We start from the raw sequence: 20,027 nt of genomic DNA, 5'->3' as shown, positions 1-20,027 counted from the left end.
GTCGGCGCCCGGGTTGCGGCTCTGGTCGACGAGGCCGGGTGGGCCGAACGGGTTGCCGTTCCAACAGACCATCTCGCCGTTCTGCCGGACGATATCAGCTTCGTCGCCGCCGCCACCGTTCCGGTTGCAGGCACGACCGCGTTGCGGACTCTGCGCCTCGGCGGAGACCTGGCCGGCCGGCGGGTCCTGATTACCGGCGCAAGCGGCGCGGTCGGCCGTTTCCAGATCCAGATCGCCCGCCAGCAAGGCGCGTCGGTGACGGCGGTCGCCGCCGCCCGGCATGCCGAAGATCTCCGCGACCTGGGAGCCGAGCGGGTGGTCGAAACGATCGAGCTCGCCGAAGGGCTGTTCTCGCTGATTACCGAATCGGTCGGCGGCGACAGCCTTGCCCACGCCATCGAACGGGTGGCGCCCGGCGGGACCGTGGTCATGTTCGGCTCGAGCAGCGGCGAACTCACGCCCATCGGATTCCGCCAGTTCGTGCCGGGCCACGAAGGCGCGCGGCTGCAGACCTTCGCCTACTACGCTTCCGGCCCGGAGGCTGGCGCCGACCTCGGCTCGCTGCTCGCGCTGATCGCAGCCAGCCGGCTCGAAACACGCGTGGTCCTGACCGTACCATGGCGGGACGTCAGCCAGGCCCTCGACGCGCTGCGGCAGCGCAGCATCAGCGGCAAGGCCGTGCTTACCATGACGCAATGAGCAGGCGCGGCCGCCGGACGGGACGGTGTTCTGTTCGCAAGGCTGCTACGGCAACTTGAGCACATCCGCGATTGCCCGTTGAAGCCCGGCCCGGCTTCCGCTAAGAAGCCGTGGCTGGCCGGTTTACCGGCTGGTTCGTTTTGGGATCACCGATCCTGAAGGCACCCGTAGCTCAGCTGGATAGAGCGCTGCCCTCCGAAGGCAGAGGTCACAGGTTCGAATCCTGTCGGGTGCGCCATATTTTTCAAAGACTTACGCTATCGTCTCGCCATAATCGGGCAACCCAAACTCACCATATACTAGCAAGCGCTGGCGTAGTTTCGGCTCGGATTGCCCGATCGTCGACGAACTAGTTGGACAACACATGGCCCAGTGAAGCTAGCTTTGTAGCGGTGCTGTCGCTCGCCTGCGCCTCCGGTGGCGTCTCGCTGCCGACGTCAATTCCAACAATCGACCGCCGCGGGGTCGTCGCGCTTGTGACCCCTACAAAATAAGTTCGATCATAGAGGCATAGTGAGCGGACGACCGACAAACCGCTGTGCGGCAAGGCCACGCATGAGAATCACAAAAATGTAAATCCGAGGGAAGGTGCCCGTGACTTCGACCCGGTAGCCTGTTGTTGCTGAGCGTCCGAACGCTCAATTTCGACAAAAGGACTGAACCATGAAACACACCCTCGGATATGCTTTGATTGTCTTCGCGGCAATGACCGGTGCCGCCAACAGCGGCACGAACTCGGCAAGCCCTCGCATCGGCGAGGTCTTGCACAGTCACGGATCGACGGGCGAAACTACGAAATCGGCATCCAACCCTGAAATATCTTCCCAAGTGCTCGACAATGACGATATCGAGAAAACCGATTCCCCCTATAACCGAGTCGAAGCTGTGAGCCCCTCATCGTGGCAGGGCGGGAGCCCCCGCCAGCGCGCCAGTTGGGCGGGCCGGTAGCAAGACCAACACCGCAGCTCCGCATCTTCCCACGGAGCCAGGGCAGGGCAAACCAACCGGAAGCACTGCCGGCTGGTTTGCCCTTTCGCTCAAGCGATATGAACCATCCGTCTAAGTGATTAACCTCGAGTTACAGTTTACGCGGGAACTCCGTTTCCACGATTAAGCCGGGCCTATTGTCCTTCACGGAAATTGTCGCGCCATGAATGTCCGATATCGCCTTGACCAGACTGAGACCGAGCCCTGTCCCTTCGGTGGTCCGGCTCTTTTCTAAGCGATAGAAGCGTTTGAACACCTTTTGCCGCTCCGCCGCCGGGATGCCCGGTCCGTTGTCGCTGACGACGATTGCACAGCGATTCGCCTGCGTCGTGACACCGATCGCAATCCGAGACCCTCGTTGTGTGTGGCGCATTGCGTTGACGATAAGGTTCACGCACATCTGCTTCAGCAGATCGGCATCGCCCCATATGAATGAGGCCGTGTTTCGGCTGTCATTGGACAGAACCAGCGAACGCTCGGCGTCTTCCACGATGTGACTATAGATATCGTAGATTTCGGCGACCAGTTCCGAAATGTTCACCTTCGCAAATCGGGAACGGCGTGCGCCGGACTCGATCTGCGAGATGCGCAGCAAGCCCTCGAACGTGCCGGCTATATGCGAGACTTCGCTCATCGCTTTTTCGATCAGGGATCTCGTGGCCGTTTGGTCTTTGCTTTCGGAAGCAGCCTCAAGCGTTAGAAACAGCCGGCCGACCGGCGTCTTGAGGTCGTGAGCGATGTCGGTCGTTACCTGCGTCATCGCCGCGACACTAGCCTGTAGCTGTGCCAGCGCGATATTGACCTCAGTCGCCAGCACGTCGATGTCATCGGTGCGCAAGGAGACCGGCAAGCGGGTAGCGAGATCGCCGGCGCCAACGGACTTCATAGCATCCGAGAGTCGGGCGATGCGCCGTCGCGTGCGGAACGCCAAAACTGCGCCCGCGCCGAGACCTCCAGCAAGCACGATCGCCGTTGCCCAGCCGAAGCTGATAAGCGCAATGCTGCGCAAGCGATTGGTGTCGTCATAGCTTACCCCGACGGTCAGATCGTAGCCGTCCAGGTTCTTGCGGTAGAGCCTGTAGTTATTGGGCGCCGCCTCGTGGCTTGTCGGTGCGCGCGTGGAAAATCCCGGCGGCACGGTGGAAACATCAATGTTGCCAGCCAGGAAGTCGCCTTCGGGATCCTTCAGTGCGTAAAGCGTCTCCTGTCCCCTGATTGCGGGACCGTGGCTTCGGATCATGGCGGCAGCGCCGTCGACACCGCTCGCTTCATAGGTGGAAGAAATCTCCCGGAACCGCTCCATCACATGGGAATCCAGCCGCTCGTAAAGATAGGCGGCGATCATGTTGTAAGCGACGAAATTGGCCCCCAAGAACGAGAACAGAAACAGGGAGATGTAGAACGCGGCAAGTCGGATTGACGTGCTTCTGGCGATACTAGCGTTGGCCATGAATAGTGTAGCCGGTATTGCGTGTATTGCGCAGGAGCGGAACATCGAATGGTTTGTCGATCTTCGCCCGCAGTCGGCTGATATGGGTTTCCACCACGGTGCTTTGCGGGTCGAAGTTGAAGTTCCAGATCCGCTCAAGGAGCATGGTCTTCGTCAGTATTCGGCCTTCGTTACGCATCAGCAGTTCAAGCAGCGCGAATTCTCGAGGGAGCAATTCGATCGTCTTTCCGCCGCGGGTGGCGAGGCGGCTGAAGAGATCCAGTTCCAGATCAGCCACCTTCAGCTTTGCCTTTTCGGCGGTGATCGGAGGGCGCCTTTGCAGAGCATTGATCCGAGCCAGGAGTTCGGAGAATGCAAAGGGCTTGATCAAGTAATCGTCCGCACCTGCCTCCAATCCTTCAACTCGATCGTTGACACCGCCTACGGCCGTTAGGAAGATCACTGGCACCTTTCCGCCAGCGCCTCGAAGACCCCGCACGAGCGACAAGCCATCGAGGCCAGGGAGCATCCGATCCACAATTGCGACGTCATAGGGTTCGCGCAGTCCGACAAGCAAAGCATCGCGCCCGTCTGTCAGGACATCGATCACATGGCCGGAAGAGCTCAGTCCATTTTCGATGTAACGGCTGATTTGTTCGTCGTCTTCGACTAGAAGAATTTTCATAATAGCAATCTCTCATCTGGCCTGGCGCGCCAAGCGTTGATGACCTTTTATCCTTTGCTTCTGTCAGCGATGCGGACGAAGCGATATCTCAGTGGGGCTTTGCCTGGCTCGGCGCCATTGGCCGGTGACGCAGTTTTTCCATCAGCCAGGTACTGGGTTTTGCTGTCTCAACATCCATAGACTGGATCGACAACACGGTTTGCAAGCGAAAGCGCCTTGCAGCTTTCACGAATATTGACCACTTGTAGCGTCATTTTGGCGTCTCCCTTCATTGTGCCACAAGTCCAGCAAAGGCTGATCCGCGGCGCTCATCACCTCGCAAGCGATCGCGCCGGGATCGCTTGCGAGAGCAGTCAGTTGGGCTGCGGATTGATATTCAACCCGCGGCGCTGGTCCGGGTCACTTGATGCCGGTGACCGTGATGCGTCCATTGACGCGGTCGGCAGTGAACTCGATCGCCTGACCCTTTTTGGCCTTGTCGAGCAGGCCCTGCTCCGCGACGACGAACACCATCGTCATTGCGGGCATGTCGAGATTGGTCAGCGGCCCATGCTTGATCGTCAGCTTCTGCTGTTTGGCGTCGACCTTGATGACTTCGCCCTTCACGTATTCCTGCGCAAGCGCGCTCCCGCCGATGGCGAGCGCGAGCGCCAGTGTCGAGAGTGTCTTTACCAATAGTGTCATGATTGCTTCCTTTGCGTTTGGGGTCAGTTGGCGACGCTGATGTCGCCCTTCATGCCGGAATCGTAGTGACCCGGCACAAGGCAGCCGAAACCGAAATCGCCGGCATTGGCGAACGTCCAGATGATCTCGCCTCTGGCGCCGGGCGCCAGCCGGATCGCGTTGGGATCGGCGTGCTCCATGTCGGGGAACTTCTCCATCAACGCCTTGTGCTCCATGATGCCGTCATGGGCGTCCATAACGAACTCGTGGTCGACTTGGCCTTTGTTGACGAACTTCAGGCGAACGGTCTCGCCCTTCCTCACCTTGAGGACCGCCGGCTGGAACAACATTTTTCCATCGTCCTTCTCCGACATGGAGATGTTGATAGTCCGCTTTGCCTTGCTCGCCTCGCCAGGAGTGCCGATCGGCATGGTGGCGGCTTTGTCGCCATGGCCTCCGGCGTGGCTTCCACTGGCAAGAGCTGCTCCGGAACTGAGCGCCATCAAAACGGCCGCTGCGATCATATGTTTCATGCTGCACTTTCTCTCATTCTTGAGGTTGAGGGTGTCGGTTTCTCATCCCTGTTTGCCGTGACCGCCGTGCGTTGCCGGGGCCATCGTTCTTGCGTCGCCTGACTTTGTCGGAGCGGGGACATCCCCTTTCCACTCGTAGGCAACGGTTCCCTCCGGGTGCTGGTACCATCCCGGATCGGCGTAATCGTTCGGTGCAAGGCCCTCGCGAACCTTTACGACCGAGAACATGGAGCCCATCTCGATCGGGCCGAATTGCCCCCAGCCATCCATCATCTTGATGGTGTTGTCGGGCAGCGGCATTTCCATTTCGCCCATATCGGCCATGCCGCGATTGCCCATCGGCATATATTCCGGCTGAACTTTTCGGATCTTCTCGGCAAGTCTTGTCTTATCGACGCCAATGAACGTGGGCACGTCGTGGCCCATGGCATTCATGGTGTGGTGCGATTTATGGCAGTGGATTGCCCAGTCGCCCTCGTATTTGGCGTTGAACTCGTAGGCCCGCATGGCGCCGACGGGAATGTCGATCGACACCTCCGGCCAACGCGCCTCCGGGCGGACCCAGCCGCCATCGGTGCAGGTCACCTCGAAGTCGTAGCCGTGCATGTGGATCGGGTGGTTGGTCATTGTTAGATTGCCGACCCTGACGCGCACTTTGTCGTTCTTCGATACAACCAGGGGGCTTACGCCTGGAAAAATGCGGCTATTCCAGCACCACAGGTTGAAGTCAGTCATCTCCATGACCTTCGGGACATAGGATCCGGGTTCAATGTCGTAGGCGTTGAGGAGGAAGACAAAGTCTCGATCGACCCGCATGTATTTCGGGTCTTTAGGATGGATGACGAAGAAACCCATCATGCCCATGGCCATCTGGACCATCTCGTCGGCATGTGGGTGGTACATGAACGTCCCGCTCTTCACGAGATCGAACTCATAGACGAAGGTCTTGCCGGGCTGAATGTGCGGCTGGGTGAGACCGCCGACGCCGTCCATGCCGCTCGGCAGGATCATTCCATGCCAGTGGATGGTGGTATGCTCTGGGAGCTTGTTGGTCACGAAAATGCGGACCCTGTCGCCCTCGACCGCCTCAATTGTCGGCCCGGGCGACTGACCGTTGTAGCCCCAGAGATAGGCAGTCATGCCAGGCGCCATCTCGCGCTCAACCGGCTCGGCGACCAGATGGAACTCCTTCACGCCGTTGTTCATGCGATGCGGCAGTGTCCAGCCGTTGAGCGTAACCACCGGCTGGTAGTCCGGCCCACTGCTCGGGAAGATCGGGGGCTGCATGTCGGGGGATTCCATGATCGCAGCATCGGGCAACCCCATCGCGGACGTTTTGGTCCACGCCGTGGCGCCGGCGAGGAGGGCTCCCGCGCCTAGTAACTGACGTCTTGAAAGCATTTTGTTCTCCTTGAGTGTCAGTGGCCTTCGGCGCCTGCTTCGGCTGCGGCTGGTGCGTCTCCACCTCCAGATGAGCTTGTGCCGCCACCATGGATGGCGGTTCCGAGATTGACGTCGGCCAGCCAGAAATTGCGCTTGGCGTTGAGGGAAAGCATGATCGAGCCGATTTTCGCGCGCGTATCCGCCAGCAGTTCGAACGTGTTGGTAATCATGCCATTGTAGGTGAGGACCGATTCCGCCTCGATCTTTGTTCGCAGCGGCACGACACTGTTCCGATAGTGCCGAGCAATGTCGTAGGTCGAACGGTAAGCGTCATAAGCCGACCTGGCTTCCGACCGGACGTTGACAGCCTTCTCCGCCATCCGGTTTGCGGCTTGCATGTAGGCAAGCTCGGCCTTGCGCATGCGTGCCTTGCCTGTATCGAAAATCGGAATGACGAATTCGAGCTCCAGAGTGGGCGAGACACTCGTCTCCGTTCCGCCGCCCTCCTCCGACTCCTCGCGTTCCACCTCCACGCCAGACAGGAGTTCCAGGTCGCTGACGTAGCGCGTCGCCTCGGTCAGGCCGTAGGATTTCGCCAACGCTTCCAGCTCGAGCTTCGCGATCTCAAGGTCGACGCGATTTTTTAGCGCCTCCGCCTCGATTGCGCGTTTGGCCTTAGCGCCCTTCGGCAGAGCCGGAAGCTTATTGGGAACGGAATAATCGATATCTGGTCCCCAAAGGCCCATCAGGCGGGTGAGCTCTTCCTTGGCAGTCCGGGCCGCGAGACGGGCCTCCGCTGCCTGGCCCACGATCTCGGCATAAAAGACATGCTCGCGGGCTTGGCCGGTTTTTGTGAAAGCGCCGGTCTCCCCCAGTTTTTGAGCGAGTTCGGACGCAGCATCGGCGGCGGCTTGCGCCTGGCTGAGATAGGAGACGCTTTCCTGGGCCGATACAGCATTGATCCACGCCCGCCGTGTGTCGGCTGCCAGCCGTAGGGTTTCTTCGGCGGCGCGGAGTTGGGCCTGGCGAAAACGCGCATCCGCGACTGCGACGCGCCGATGACGGGTCGTTAGCGCAAGGATGTTGCCGACCACCGCTCCTTCAATCGTCCGCACGGGATCGACGCCGATCATGCCGACCGAGATCGTCGGATTGACGAGCATCGTTTCCTGCCAGACGTCAGCAGCCGACAGTCCGATTTCAGCATAGGCCGCCTGCAGGCCCTTGTTATTGAACAGCGCGACCTGCGCCGCTGTGTCCGGATCGATCGTCTTTTTCTGGACAAGACCCTTCACGCGCTGAGACACCGTCCGCGCTTCCTCGCTGGACTGCACCCAAACGGTTTTCTTTCCAGTCACAGATCCGGTCCGCGCGGCCATGCTGGCAAGGCCTGCCATTGGACTGGAAGTGCCATCCACTGAGGCTGTGGTCGTGCATCCGGCAACCACGAGCGGCAGCAAACCGATCGCGAGCAGCTTTCTAATACGGCCGCTCATGAGCCAGCGCCGTTGTTTGTCGGAGAAAGCTCGTCATTGAGACGCCGCCAATTCTGCGGATCCACCGGCTCGCGGTGGCGATAGTCGGCGATGACCGGGTGGTAGTGCGCATCACGGACGCCCATTACGGGATCGGCCGGATTGAAGGCAGGAAGGACGTCTGGCGGCGTGGTTGCCGCGCATCCAGCAACCAATAGCGATGCGAGCATCGCGGAGCTTGCGATTTTCATTATATACCTGAAGCTTGACGTATGCGTTTGGCCGCGCGGAAACGGATTCCCGGCGCTGCGCGCGAACGCCCGAAAGGGCGGCGTCAGTTCAGATGTGTCTGGGGGGTCTTATGAGCGCTTTATATTCGCCGAGCGGCAAAGTGACGGCAATGACGGGCGCAAAGCAGCGGGAGACCACATGCTCCAACTCGGGACAATCGACTGGCACCGCATGTGCCGGCGCGCAATGGACTTCACAGCTCTTGTCGGCGGATTGCTTGTCGCCGTGCTGATGCTCAGACGTGTCCGCGTCATTCCCGGTGGCGCCGTGATGGCCCATGTCACGTGCAGGTGTCTCGCCCTGGAGATCCGCGCTGGCGTGAAAACCCGTAGCATTGGCCGTGGCAAACAAGCCAGGCTGGAGAGCCGACATGACCAGGAATACGACCGCCAGCAGAGCGCGGAGCGGTACGCTTCCTAGGATCGCGATTCGACCAACAGTCCTCATCGGCCCTTCCCACAATTGTTCGGCTGAGTTGTCAAGGCCGCCTTCGACGAGTTTGCTGCAGTGCAACCAAAAGTGAAGATGGTTGCACGGACGGTATGGCTCGAAGCCGCCATGCGCCACAAAATTTTTCATACATTTTTGTATGGCCCGTTTATGGCTCATGCCCAAATGAACGCGACTGTGCTGCAATTCCGCGATTCGGCTTAGGTCAGGCTCAGCACCGCTCCGGCAACAAGCAAATAACGCGAAACCTTCGCGAGAGCGACAAAGCTCCACAGCGGCTTGCGCATAACCCCAGCCACCATGGTCAGCGGATCGCCGATGATCGGCATCCAGCTCAACAAGAGCGACCATCTTCAATAACGGCAATACCAGTTCGTTGCCCGGTTGAGCGTCGCAGGACGCAGAGAAACCAGGACTGTCCCGCAAGCGTTCAATCCCTCGACCAAGACCCCAGTTTGCCGGCGCACCCAGGACGTTGCCCATGCTGGCGACAAAAACCAGCGTTGCGGGCGAGAAGGAACCGGTAACGAGGAATACCGCAAGCGCGGCCTCCGATTGTGCCGGAAGGATGGTCGCCGCGGCGAAGGCAACAGCAAACAGACCGCCGTGTACGGCAAAGACTTCCATCTACTCGTCGCTTTGCGGAGTAGGCGTCAGGGTTGCACATCGATTACGACCATCAGTCCGCCGCCGCCCTTCTCTTCGACGTTGTTGTTGGTTGTATGATGCCCGATATGGCAATGGATCAACCATTTTCCGGGCCGACGTGCCTGCCAGACTACATCGTAGGGTTGCCCTGGTCCGACGTTGACCGTGTCGGCAAGGAATCGTGCCGACTCCGGGATAGTCCCGCCGTCGCGGGCGACAACTTCGAAGGGACCGCCGTGGATGTGCATCGGGTGGATAAACCCATCATTGGTGCCAATGAAGCGCACTTTCAGAGTTTCACCGACCTTCATCCTGATCGTGTCGGTTGACGGATAGGCGCGGCCAGGCGGCGCATGCCGAAGACTGCCCGAGCGACATGCTCAAGCCAAAATCGCCCGCGTTAGGCGACGGACCTAACGGGTTCGAACGCGACATCGAGAACCGCGTCGAGCTGCCGGTCCATGAAACGCTCCGGTACGCTCTTTACCAGCAAGTTGCGAAGGGGGACGACAAGCGGGTTCTGCCATTGCGCGACTTTGGCATAGAGGCGCGATTCAGCCGCGACCCTATGCGCCCTGTCGAGACGACGCTTGTCATATTCGCGGAGGGCCTCGTCGGCTGGAAGCCGACCGAACAACGCTGTAAGAACTGCCGCGGCAAGTCCAGCTCCTTGCCCTAGATCGGGTGTCACGGCATGCGCGGCGTCGCCAAGCAAAACCGCATTTCCGCGCGTAAACGAGGGCATCGGATCGAGATCGAGTATATCCGTCCAGATCAGCGAGTCCGCCGGTGTCCGATCGAGGACCTCAGGGACGGGATCGTGAAAGCCGGAAAACATCGCCTTCACTCCGGCAAGATCGGCCTGAGCCAGCTTGGGGTCGTGTAGGCGCTCGGCGCCGCAGCACGCAAACCAGTAGACCCTTTCGCCGGGAATCGCGGCCAGCCCGATGCGTTTGCCGGCCCCCCAGCTCTCGGTAAGACGCGCAGGGTCCATTCCCTGGGGGAGACCGGGCGAGATGGCGCGCCAGCAGGCGTAGCGGGCGAAATGCTCGCGCGACTCTGGAAAGAGTGCCCTACGAACAGCGGAGTGAATGCCATCGCAAGCGAGCACCAGCTCGCTTTCCACTATCTCCCCATCCGCGAAGTGCAGGACGATTTTGTCGCCGACCTGGCGGGCATCCACGCATTCCATGTCGGTGCGAATAATAGAGCGCGGCAGCTCCGTAAGAAGCGCCCGATGGAGATCGCCGCGGTGCAGCACGGCCATACTGAGGTGACCATATCGCTGGCTGAAGCGCTGAAAATCCGTCGATTGAAGGACTTGTCCTTCGTCGTCGAGAAGATCGAGTCTGTGTATCGGCTGCGCCTCGGCAACAACCGTTTCGTAGAGCCCGAGTACACGAAGGGCACGAAGCGCATTAGCGCTAAGACTGAGGCCCGCACCCAGAGGCTTTAGTTCGCTCGCCTGCTCGTAAATCTCGGTCTCCCATCCGAGGAGTCGCAGTCCCTTGGCAACTGCAAGTCCGGCGATTCCTGCGCCAATGATGACTGCGCGCATGTTCGTGGTCCTTCGCCTTCTTCACGCGGGAACACTTTGCGACATCAAATTGTTCCCGGCGAAAGGCAGGTGAAACACGCCACACGCTTTCTCCAATTTCGCTCGAAGTGAGTTCTGCCGGGCCGAGCCAGGCTGGATGTGCTCGAGATTGCCAGGGCATGGTCAGAGGGCGGGCGATCCATTGCCGGTCCGCTGCCACGGGCATTTTGGTGCGGGATCTCGGAGAGGTGGCTCATTGATCCGTAGCTGATGAACTCTCTCTACGAGATCGAGCTAGTTCAGGATCTGGGTAAGGAACAGTTTGCTGCGCCGGTGACGTGGATGCGAGAAGAATTCCGAGGGCGTGTTCATCTCAACGATCTCGCCCTGGTCCATGAAGACGACGCGGTCGGCGATCTGGCGGGCAAATCCCATCTCGTGCGTGACACACAGCATGGTCATGCCATCCCCAGCCAGCGCGATCATGGTGTCGAGCACTTCTTTGACCATTTCCGGATCGAGTGCCGACGTCGGCTCGTCGAAGAGCATGATTTTCGGGCTCATACAGAGCGCGCGCGCGATCGCAACCCGCTGCTGCTGACCGCCTGAAAGCTGGCCGGGATATTTGTGCGCCTGGTCCGGAATCTTCACCCGTTCCAGATAATGCATGGCGGTCTGCTCGGCTTGCGCGCGCCGCATCCTGCGCACCCAGATCGGCGCCAGCGTCAGGTTCTCCAGAATGGTCAGGTGCGGGAACAGGTTGAAATGCTGGAACACCATGCCGATGTCGCGGCGAATTAGGTCTATCTTCTTCAAATCATTGGTGAGTTCGACGCCGTCGACGACGATCTGTCCCTGCTGGTGCTCCTCCAGCCGGTTGATGCAACGGATGATGGTCGACTTGCCCGAGCCCGAGGGCCCGCAGATCACCAGCTTTTCGCCGCGAAGGACCGTCAGGTCGATGTCCTTCAGGACATGGAAGTTCCCGTACCACTTGTTCATCCCGATCATTTCGATTGCCGGCGGATCACTGGGATCGGGCATGGGCGGAACGCGCTTGGCGGCGGACGATAACATCACAACATTTCCTAGTGAGCGGTGGGGCCGCGCCGCTCCAGGAAGTCGGCGAAGCGGGCGAATGAGAACGAGAGTGCGAAGAAGATCGCCCCGATAAACAGGAACGTCTCGGCCGCTGGCGATGGCCAGTCCGGGTCGGCCAGCGCCGCTTTACCGGAGCTGATCAGGTCGAACAGACCGACCACCAGGACAAGGCTGGTGTTCTTGATCATGACGATGATGGTGTTGGCGAGCGCCGGGATGGCCACCCGGATCGCCTGCGGCAGGATCACCAGATATTGCGTGCGCCAGAAGGGCAGGCCAACCGCAGCCGCGGCCTCGTACTGGCCATTCGGAATGGCCTGCAGGCCGCCGCGGATCACCTCGGCGAGATAAGCCGCGGCGAAAATGGTGAGCGCGACCAGCGCGCGCACGAACTTGTCAGGCAAGAGGGCCTCGGGCAGGAACAGCGGCATCATGATCGACGCTACGAACAGGATTGAGAGGAGCGGTAGTCCGCGCACCGATTCTATCAGGACTACAGCGCCGATGCGTATCGTGGGCATGGTCGAGCGCCTGGCCAGCGCCAAGAGGATGCCGACGGGGAAGGCGACGCCGATGGCAACAACGGTGAGGATGAGTGTCACCGGCAGGCCGCCCCAGGACGAGGTCGGAACCTCGGCTAGGCCGAAACCGCCGGCCATCAGCCAGAAGATCAACACGAGCGCCGCCACCCAGAGCGCTGCCAGCCGCGGAGCCCAGCTGGCGGGCCGCACCGACCAGGCAAGCAGCGCCAGGATGAGCACGCAGACGATGGCGGGGCGCCAGCGTTCGTCGAGCGGATAGATGCCGAACAGCAACTGCCCGGACTTGGCGTAGATGAAGCTCCAGCACGCTCCGGTGGCCACCCGGCACGCGCGTGGACTGGGGTCGAACAGCACGGCGTCGATTACCAGCCAGTGCAGCATCGGCGGCACCGTCGTGACGAGCAGAACGCCGAACAACAGCGTCAGGACGGCATTGAGCGGCGTGCCGAACAGGAGAATGGCTGACCGCCGCAAAGCGCCGAAGCGGATCTGTCCTGGCATTGGCTCGGCCGGAAGGGGAAGAGACAGGGCCTTCATGGTTCAGCGCTCCACGATGGCGATGCGACGGTTGTACCAATTGGCCGCGCTCGAGAGGCTCAGGTTGAGGGCGAGATAGACGCCGAGGATGATGAATACGCCCTCGATCGAATGGCTGGACTTGCTGATGATGGTGTTCATGACTGCAAGGAAGTCCGGATAGCCGACCGCGATCGCCAGCGTCGAATTCTTGACGACGTTGATGTATTGGCTGTTGAGCGGCGGGACGATCACCCGCAGCATCTGCGGGATGATGATCAGACGCAATATTTTGCCGCGCGGCAGGCCGAGCGAATGACCTGCGTCCCACTGACCGCGGCCGACCGAAAGCACGCCGCCGCGCACGATCTCGGCGACGAAGCCGGTGGTGTAGATGGTCAGCCCGATGAGGATGGTGCTGAGTTCGGGCGTCAGGTCCTTGCCGCCTTTGAAGTTCGACCCGGTGAAGGTCGGCCAGTCGACGGAGAACTTCGCATCGGCAAGCCAGAGCCCGGCAATGCCAACCGCGAGGATCGTCGGCGCGGCCAGGGGTGGCAGCCATCCTCTTCTCGCCGCCGCCCAGCCGGCGGCCGCCAGTGCCAGGGCGAGAGCAATGACGAGCAATCCCGCGGTGGCGACGTCCATGCTGACAGCCGGCACCACAAAGCCGCGCATGGAGGCATAAACGCCTGGCAGCGGATTGAGCGCTTCGCCGACCGGCGGCAGCACCTTCCACCACAGCGAATAGAGAAAGATCAGAAGCACGATCGGCGGTGAATTGCGTGCAACCTCCACCCATACGCGGCAGGTGCCCGCCGCCAGGGGATTGCTGCTCAGCCGGGTGATGCCGACGACGAGGCCGAGCGCGGATGAAAAGACGATGACGACCGCAGAGACGAAGACCGTATTGGCGAGCCCGGTCGCGATCGCCCAGTAATAGGGGTCCCGCGACTTGTAAGTGAGGATTGCTTCCGAGATGACGATCCTTGACGGCATCGTCAGGAAATCGAAGCCGATCGGGATGCCGCGTGCCCTGAGATTGGCGAAAGTCGTGCTGACGAGCAGGGCAGCGAAGGCGGCAGCCACGGCCACCAGGGCACACTGGATGATGATCGATCTGGTCCTGGCGTCGCTCAGCATTTCGACCTCGACGGTTCGCGGCGTTGGCAGGGAAAGGGAACGGCGGGCGCGTTCCCTTCATGTGCGGCTCAATCCCAGGGGAAAGGATAGTTGAGGCCGCCGTCCTTCCACAATGCGTTCAGGCCGCGCTCAACCTTCAGCGGGCTGTCCTTGCCGAGATTGCGATCCCAGATCTCGGCGTAGTTGCCCATTTGCTTGATGACGTTGTAGGCCCACTTGTCGTCCAATCCGAGCGGCTTGCCGAAACCGGGCTCCTCGCCCAGCACGCGTTTGACTTCCGGACTGCCCGAGGCAAGCTTTTCGTCGATGTTTTGCGAGGTGATGCCGTTGGCTTCGGCCCAGAACAGCGCATTGAGTGTCCAACGCACGACGTCGAAAAGCTGATCGTCACCGCGGGCCACCGCGACTCCATTGGGTTCGGCGGCCCTGCCGACCCGGATGATGTCGTAGTCGTCCGGGTTCTTGGCCACCGAGGCACGCTGTCCGGCTGCCGCGGTGCCGTCAGTGACGTAGGAATCGCAGCGGCCGCCAAAGAAGGCGTCGCGCGCTTGAACGGTCGAGTCGTAATAGACTTTCTCCATCGCGATCCCGAACTCTTCCTCGGTTTCCTCGATCGCTTTCTCGGTCAGGCTGCCACCGCCTTGCAGGCAGACGGTCTTTCCGTCGAGCAGTTTGGGCTCGGTAATGTTATCGGCCTTGCGCACGAGCATGCCGTCCGTGTCGTAGAGATTGATCCAGACGAAGCGGACAACCGTATCGCGACTATAGGTGATGGTGGATGTGCGCGACAGAACGTCGATTTCCCCAGTCTGCAGCGCAGGAAAACGCTGGCCTGCGTTAAGCGGCACGTAACGGATCTTGTCTCTGTCGCCGAGGAGGGCGACCGCGAAAGTGCGGCAGATGTCGGAATCAAAGCCGCGATAATACCCCTTCTCGTCCGGCCGCGAGAGACCGGGCACGCCCTGGCTGGCGCCGCAGCTGACATAGCCGCGCTCCTTGATCTTGTTGATCACCGCCTGCGCGCTGGCGTCCACGGCGCCCGAACTCAGGCTGGCCAATCCTATCGCCAGACCCGTGAGCAATTTCAGACCTCGATGTTTCATAGTTATTCCCCTTGTCGTTGAGATTGTTATCATTCGGCGGCCTTGGCGTCGGCTGCGGCGGTTCCGTTGCGCCGGGCTTCAGCAAAGAGTTCGAAGGCCCGGGAAAGGTCGGCCAGAAGATCCTCGAGCGCCTCAAGGCCGATCGACAGGCGCCAGACCGGGCCGGGCTTCAGCCAGTCGAGGCTGGCGCGACCCTTGCGCGGATCGCTGACGGCAATCAGCGAATGCACGCCGCCCCAGCTTGCGCCGAGCCTGAACAGCCGCAGGCTGCGCAGGACATCGGATTGCAGTGGCGCCAGTTCCGGCCGCAGCACGAAGGAGAACACGCCCGCCGATCCGGCGAAATCACGCTTCCAGATCGCGTGGCCGGGGTGGTCAGGCTGGCCGGGATGCAGGATCTGCGCGACTTCCGGGCGCCCCGACAGCCAGGCGACAATCTTGCGCGCTGTATCGTCGGCGTGGCGCATGCGCACCGGCATCGTCATCAGGCCACGCTCGCACAGCGCACAATCCTCCGGTGAGACGCCATAACCCAGGAAGCGCGCTGTATCCTTCAGGCGCCGGAACAGGGCATGGTCATGCACTGCGAGCGAGCCCATCAAGAGGTCGCCATGGCCGCCGGCGTGTTTGGAAAGCGCCTGCATCGAGATGTCGACCCCATGAGCGAGCGGCTTGAACAGCAGATGCGAGGCCCAGGTGTTGTCGGCCGCGACGAGCGCGCCGGCCTTGTGGGCCGCGGCCGTGATGGCTGGCACATCCTGAACTTCGAAGGTGGCTGAGCCAGGCGATTCTGCCCAGACCAGCCGCGTTCTGCCGTCGATCATGGCCGCGATACTTGCGTCCAGCCGTGGATCGTAGGAAACCGCCTCGATCCCGAGTGGGCCGAGAAAACGCTCGGCCATGTCGCGCGCCGGGCCGTAGAGCGTCTCCGGGATCAGAACCCTTTCGCCGCCACGGCAGACAGCCATGGTCGCCAGCGTCATGGCCGCCATGCCCGACGGGACGACGAGAGCCCGCGATCCGCATTCCAACGCGGCGATATGATCTTCGAGCTGCCGGCTGGTCGGTGTGCCGTAAAGTCCGTAGCTGAAACCGTCGTACAGACGCTCGACGCGACGCTCGAACGATTCCAGATCGTCAAAGACCACGGTCGAGGCTCGCTCGACCGGCATCGCCACCGCCTGGAACGGTTCCTCGGAGCGCTTGGGAGGATGGACATGGGCGGTGTCATCGCGTCGGTTCATAGGCGCAGCTTAGCCGGCTCACCCATTGCCATCTATGACCGCAGCGATAAAGTTAATTCGCTTTTGATATGGGCTGACTATGAACCTGCGCGACATCGATGTCTTCAACGCGATCATGATTACGCGCGGCGCCGGCGCGGCGGCCGCGCTGCTCGATACCTCGCAGCCGGCCATCAGCCGTTCGCTGGCCAAGCTGGAAGCCGAGCTCGGCTTCAGGCTCTTCGACCGCATTCGCGGCAGGCTGGTGCCGACACGCGAAGGGGATCTGTTCCACGCCGAAGTGAAAGCTAGCTTGGTTGGGCTCGACCGGCTCAAACTGCGCGCGGCCCAGATCAAGGAGGTGGGTACCGGAACGGTCCGCGTCGCCAGCTTGTCGGCGCTTGGGCATGGCCTGGTGCCACGCGCCATCGCCGCCTTTTCCGGCCGGCATCCGCAAGTACGCATCAGCTATCAGGTCCGGACCTCCAATATCGTGCGCGACTTGGTGGCATCTGGCAGTTTCGATATTGGGCTGGCGGCCGACGAGGTCGACACAAGCGGCGTGCTGCACAGCGTATTCAACACGCCGCGCGCCGTCTGCGTGATGCCGAAGGGTCACCGTCTGGCGCGCAAGCAGATGATCACGCCGGCCGATCTTGCCGATGAGGCTTTCCTGGCACTGTCGCCGGAAGACACGGTGAGGCTTGCCATGGACAAGATCCTAGCCGCGCACGGCATACGGCCGCGTATCCTGATCGAAACGCCTTACGGCCTGACGATCGCCATCCTCGCGGCGAAAGGCATGGGGATTGGCCTAGTTAATCCGTCGGTCATTGCCGACCGCATGATCGGCGGAATCGTTGCAAAGCCATTCGAGCCGGCCGTTCACTTCCGCGCACTGCTCCTGCGCCCGCCGGATGGCATCAACTCGACATTGATCACCGACTTCATTGCCGAGCTCTACGCCGCACGAAATGCTCTATCGAGCGAACCCTAGGCGAGCGCAATGCTCCGCTTGCCTGCTGATTCAGCATGTAGTGGCTACGCCTCACGCATACGATCGCTCCAGGATCGCGGCTTCTGAGTTCGGCCGCACAATCCGTCCGACCTGACGGAAACGGAGTGCTTGCCGCCCGCGTACGTCACGGCTTGGTTAGAAAGTGAGCCAAATCCAAATGTCGGAACCAGGCGAGGGCCGCGCACCCGCGATGGCCTTGGAGCCGCCTGTCTTCCGATGCCTCGCCAGCGAAACAACGCCATTGCCGACGGCCTTGCCGCAAGTCGTCTGGCGGGCGGGATTGGACCTGAGCCCGATAGATGCTTCGGACGACACGCAAGTCGCATGGCTTGAGACACTGGTCTGGCCGGAACAGACAGCACGGCTCGCCAATCTGCGGGCGGCCCCAAAGATCGCTGCCACAGTCAAGCCTAGGGTGGTGAAGGGCGACCTCCGCGGGTGCAACTCTGCAACGAAGCGCCAACGGACGCTACACTCGTCATCTTTCACACAGCCGTCCTCGACTATGTCTCCGACCTTGGTGACAGAGAAGCTTTCGCCGAGCAGCCGATGCGTGTCTCGCCTTATTGGGTATCGAACGAGTTCCCACGCGTCTTCCCGTCCATCGCCACACGCGCCGGAACAAGCTGGCCGCCCGGCCGCTTCCTCCTATCTGCGAACGGCTCCCCTGTAGCCTGGACTGACCCGCATGGCGCGTCGCTCGAATGGATCGCGGACGAAGCGTAGGCTATTAGGTGGTGGATTACTGTCCTTGGCCAGAGGCGCCATCAGTTCTCAGCTTCATCTATGCTCGTTTCGACTGCTCGCGTCTCGAATTCATTGGAAGCGACCTCTCCGACTTGTCTTGCCGCCGCCTCTACCTGACGGCTGAGAACGAGAACGGCGCGCTGAGGCGTACTAAGACGCTCCACGGTCGGGAACCACAGCTATCGGCAAGCCGTTTACGCTGCAAACCCCGCCTGGCGATCCCAGAGCCGGGCGAGTTCTCCAGAGAACCAAATTGGAGATTGATCATGACAAGCGCTGCCGACCGCGATCCGCGCCACCACACGCGGAAAATGCAGAAGAAATTGGAAGAGGTGAAACAGCACCTTCGCGAGGACATCGAGAAGGTCGATGAGCCGCAGCTGAAGGCGATGTTCGAGACATCCGCCGAGGTGATCGGCGGCCTCCAGAAGGCGTTCCAGGACTATGAACAGAAGAATGAACCCGCTTGGCGTTGAACGACTTCTTCGCGGGTAGGTTTCGAAGGAGCGCCCCCGTGCCTGCACCACCTGAAATGGATGTCGTCCTCGAACAGCTGCCGTTGAGGATCGGCGCCTATATCCCCGACGATCTGCTGGAGGACTGGTTTGCGCCGGGAACCGGCATGAACCCGGTCAGCAAGGAGGCGCTTGCCGCCGCGAAGAATTACGGCTGGCGCTTCGAATGCGAGTTCAAGCACTACCCGGAACGCAAGGAGGGCGTGTTCTGGAAGTGGGTGCCGGCGATCTGACCGGCGCTGGAACGGTCCATCGTTCCGCGGAACCGCAGAACCGGTCTATCCTTTTGTTTTTGGCGCAATTCCGGACGGAAACCGTTTCAAATTTTCCCTGGATTGCTCAGCCTCCGCCTATCGGCGTCGTCACCTTGCCGGTTCCGCCGCATTCCGGGCAGGTTCGGCCGTCGATCATGCCTGACCCTGCACAGCGGCGGCAGATGTTCTCGCCAGCGCCGGGAATGCCTGCGGGAACTTCGTCCGCGTTGGTCTGGGCGGTCTGCCGGGGCTTGCCCTGCAGCTTGTTTCTCAGCCGGGCGACCCAGCCTTCGTCGACCTCGAGCGGCCTGCTGCTGTCGTCCGGCAGGCCTTCGCCGGATTGGCCGATGGTTTCATTGCGCGGCCGGTCGTTCGCGCCTGTCGTGATCTTCTGAGCCATTGCGTTTGCCTTTACGCCTTGCAATTTTCGAACGCCTCAGCTGCGCAGAGGTTCCGGTTGCGTCCGGCAGGCTTTCAGGCGGGCATCGCCGCACATTATCTATCCTGAACCCGGATCTCGGCCGCGCCGGCATGCGTGCGAGCGAGACGGTCATATCCTGGTCCGGCACCTGGTAGACCATCGACCGCGTCAGCAGGCGAACCGCTTCCATGATCAGCGCGACAGTGACGGCTTCTCCGGGGCAGCGATGGGTGGTCGCCGGATCTCCGCCGCCATGCGGGATGAAGTCGAAGCCGTGCGTTTTCCAGCTCAGGCCGCGCTCCGGGATAAACCGGTCCGGCTCGGCAAACAGGCGCGGATCATGGTTGGTGCCGTGCAGGTCGAGCAAGACCCAGTCGCCTTCGTGGAAACGGTAGCCCTTCCATTCGAATGCGTGGCGGGCGCGGCCGCCGATGAACGGGAAGAACGGATAGAGCCGGCGAACCTCCTCGGCGAAGGCTTCCAGGCCGTCGTCATCGCCGGTTGCGAACTTGTCGTGCCATTGGCGGTGCTGGTGAAGCGCCAGCGCCGCGAACATGATGAAGCGGCCGATGGCGACGACGGGCCGGATGATGTTGATGATCTCGACCGCGGCACTGGCAAGATCGAGCGGCTTTCCCTCGGCATTGCGATGGTCGCTGACCAGGCG

The 20,027-nt window shown here is 61.3% G+C and carries 22 protein-coding genes, 1 tRNA gene and 2 pseudogenes; 7 read left to right on the top strand and 18 right to left on the bottom strand.

Annotated elements, in window-relative coordinates:
* The 3 genes from E5W70_RS14680 to E5W70_RS14670 all read left to right on the top strand — a co-directional run.
* Positions 1–699, top strand: a 699-nt coding sequence (locus E5W70_RS14680) for a zinc-binding dehydrogenase (protein ID WP_292659253.1), incomplete at its 5' end; no start/stop codon positions are given.
* A gap of 161 nt (positions 700–860) precedes the next feature.
* A tRNA-Arg gene (locus E5W70_RS14675) sits at positions 861–937 on the top strand.
* 425 nt (positions 938–1,362) lie between these two features.
* Positions 1,363–1,647, top strand: a complete 285-nt coding sequence (locus E5W70_RS14670) for a hypothetical protein (protein ID WP_292659251.1) — start codon at positions 1,363–1,365, stop codon at positions 1,645–1,647.
* 130 nt (positions 1,648–1,777) lie between these two features.
* Here the strand turns inward: E5W70_RS14670 and E5W70_RS14665 are convergent, their stop codons facing one another.
* The 16 genes and pseudogenes from E5W70_RS14665 to E5W70_RS14590 form a co-directional block, all read right to left on the bottom strand.
* The gene (locus E5W70_RS14665) at positions 1,778–3,031 is read right to left on the bottom strand and encodes a HAMP domain-containing sensor histidine kinase (RefSeq protein ID WP_292659250.1); all 1,254 of its coding nucleotides are present in this window, start codon (positions 3,029–3,031) and stop codon (positions 1,778–1,780) included.
* A gap of 91 nt (positions 3,032–3,122) precedes the next feature.
* Positions 3,123–3,800, bottom strand: a complete 678-nt coding sequence (locus E5W70_RS14660; protein WP_292659248.1) for a response regulator transcription factor — start codon at positions 3,798–3,800, stop codon at positions 3,123–3,125.
* A 399-nt stretch (positions 3,801–4,199) separates the two neighbouring features.
* Complete coding sequence (locus E5W70_RS14655; RefSeq protein WP_292659246.1) at positions 4,200–4,484, bottom strand: copper-binding protein; 285 nt, start codon at positions 4,482–4,484, stop codon at positions 4,200–4,202.
* 23 nt (positions 4,485–4,507) lie between these two features.
* Positions 4,508–4,996: a cupredoxin family protein gene (locus E5W70_RS14650; RefSeq protein ID WP_292659244.1), complete on the bottom strand. Its 489-nt coding sequence runs from the start codon at positions 4,994–4,996 to the stop codon at positions 4,508–4,510.
* A 42-nt stretch (positions 4,997–5,038) separates the two neighbouring features.
* Positions 5,039–6,397 carry a copper oxidase gene (locus E5W70_RS14645; protein WP_292659243.1) on the bottom strand — a complete coding sequence of 453 codons (1,359 nt, stop codon included), beginning with the start codon at positions 6,395–6,397 and terminating at the stop codon, positions 5,039–5,041.
* 17 nt (positions 6,398–6,414) lie between these two features.
* Positions 6,415–7,875 carry a TolC family protein gene (locus tag E5W70_RS14640; protein ID WP_292659241.1) on the bottom strand — a complete coding sequence of 487 codons (1,461 nt, stop codon included), beginning with the start codon at positions 7,873–7,875 and terminating at the stop codon, positions 6,415–6,417.
* On the bottom strand, positions 7,872–8,105 hold the full coding sequence (locus E5W70_RS14635) for a hypothetical protein (protein ID WP_292659239.1): 234 nt from the start codon (positions 8,103–8,105) through the stop codon (positions 7,872–7,874). Before E5W70_RS14635 ends, E5W70_RS14640 begins: the two co-directional genes overlap by 4 nt.
* A gap of 88 nt (positions 8,106–8,193) precedes the next feature.
* Entirely contained in the window at positions 8,194–8,724 is a 531-nt protein-coding gene (locus tag E5W70_RS14630) for a hypothetical protein (RefSeq protein WP_292659237.1), read from the bottom strand.
* Between the two features lie 71 nt (positions 8,725–8,795).
* Positions 8,796–9,222: pseudogene (locus E5W70_RS14625) on the bottom strand (YqaA family protein).
* A 26-nt stretch (positions 9,223–9,248) separates the two neighbouring features.
* A pseudogene (locus E5W70_RS14620) lies at positions 9,249–9,587 on the bottom strand (multicopper oxidase domain-containing protein); the annotation flags it as partial.
* Positions 9,588–9,643: 56 nt separating this feature from the next.
* Entirely contained in the window at positions 9,644–10,801 is a 1,158-nt protein-coding gene (locus E5W70_RS14615) for an FAD-dependent monooxygenase (protein WP_292659236.1), read from the bottom strand.
* 273 nt (positions 10,802–11,074) lie between these two features.
* A complete protein-coding gene (locus E5W70_RS14610) occupies positions 11,075–11,857 on the bottom strand; it encodes an amino acid ABC transporter ATP-binding protein (protein WP_292659234.1) in 783 nt (260 codons plus the stop codon).
* Between the two features lie 11 nt (positions 11,858–11,868).
* Positions 11,869–12,960 carry an amino acid ABC transporter permease gene (locus E5W70_RS14605; protein WP_292659233.1) on the bottom strand — a complete coding sequence of 364 codons (1,092 nt, stop codon included), beginning with the start codon at positions 12,958–12,960 and terminating at the stop codon, positions 11,869–11,871.
* A gap of 3 nt (positions 12,961–12,963) precedes the next feature.
* Positions 12,964–14,079 carry an ABC transporter permease subunit gene (locus E5W70_RS14600; protein WP_292659231.1) on the bottom strand — a complete coding sequence of 372 codons (1,116 nt, stop codon included), beginning with the start codon at positions 14,077–14,079 and terminating at the stop codon, positions 12,964–12,966.
* 68 nt (positions 14,080–14,147) lie between these two features.
* The gene (locus E5W70_RS14595) at positions 14,148–15,182 is read right to left on the bottom strand and encodes a transporter substrate-binding domain-containing protein (RefSeq protein ID WP_292659229.1); all 1,035 of its coding nucleotides are present in this window, start codon (positions 15,180–15,182) and stop codon (positions 14,148–14,150) included.
* A 29-nt stretch (positions 15,183–15,211) separates the two neighbouring features.
* Complete coding sequence (locus E5W70_RS14590) at positions 15,212–16,426, bottom strand: PLP-dependent transferase (RefSeq protein WP_292659227.1); 1,215 nt, start codon at positions 16,424–16,426, stop codon at positions 15,212–15,214.
* A 79-nt stretch (positions 16,427–16,505) separates the two neighbouring features.
* On the opposite strand from E5W70_RS14590, the gene E5W70_RS14585 reads away from it, so the two are divergent.
* From E5W70_RS14585 to E5W70_RS14575, 4 genes are all read left to right on the top strand, one after another.
* Positions 16,506–17,402 (top strand): LysR family transcriptional regulator, encoded by an 897-nt coding sequence (locus tag E5W70_RS14585; protein ID WP_292659225.1) that lies wholly within the window; start codon positions 16,506–16,508, stop codon positions 17,400–17,402.
* Positions 17,403–17,580: 178 nt separating this feature from the next.
* Positions 17,581–18,096 (top strand): DUF2332 family protein, encoded by a 516-nt coding sequence (locus tag E5W70_RS33115; protein WP_366509705.1) that lies wholly within the window; start codon positions 17,581–17,583, stop codon positions 18,094–18,096.
* 340 nt (positions 18,097–18,436) lie between these two features.
* Positions 18,437–18,646: a hypothetical protein gene (locus tag E5W70_RS14580; protein ID WP_292659224.1), complete on the top strand. Its 210-nt coding sequence runs from the start codon at positions 18,437–18,439 to the stop codon at positions 18,644–18,646.
* Positions 18,647–18,684: 38 nt separating this feature from the next.
* On the top strand, positions 18,685–18,918 hold the full coding sequence (locus E5W70_RS14575; RefSeq protein ID WP_292659223.1) for a hypothetical protein: 234 nt from the start codon (positions 18,685–18,687) through the stop codon (positions 18,916–18,918).
* A gap of 106 nt (positions 18,919–19,024) precedes the next feature.
* Here the strand turns inward: E5W70_RS14575 and E5W70_RS14570 are convergent, their stop codons facing one another.
* The gene (locus E5W70_RS14570) at positions 19,025–19,339 is read right to left on the bottom strand and encodes a hypothetical protein (RefSeq protein ID WP_292659293.1); all 315 of its coding nucleotides are present in this window, start codon (positions 19,337–19,339) and stop codon (positions 19,025–19,027) included.
* The coding region (locus tag E5W70_RS14565; RefSeq protein WP_292659222.1) for a cytochrome P450 at positions 19,293–20,027 on the bottom strand (735 nt) is incomplete at its 5' end. The genes E5W70_RS14570 and E5W70_RS14565, both read right to left, overlap by 47 nt.

It is taken from the genome of Mesorhizobium sp. (assembly GCF_005063415.1).
Taxonomy (GTDB): Bacteria; Pseudomonadota; Alphaproteobacteria; order Rhizobiales; family Rhizobiaceae; genus Mesorhizobium.
The sequence above is the reverse complement of the archived record's forward strand: the minus strand, read 5'-3'. Positions and strand labels throughout refer to the sequence as shown.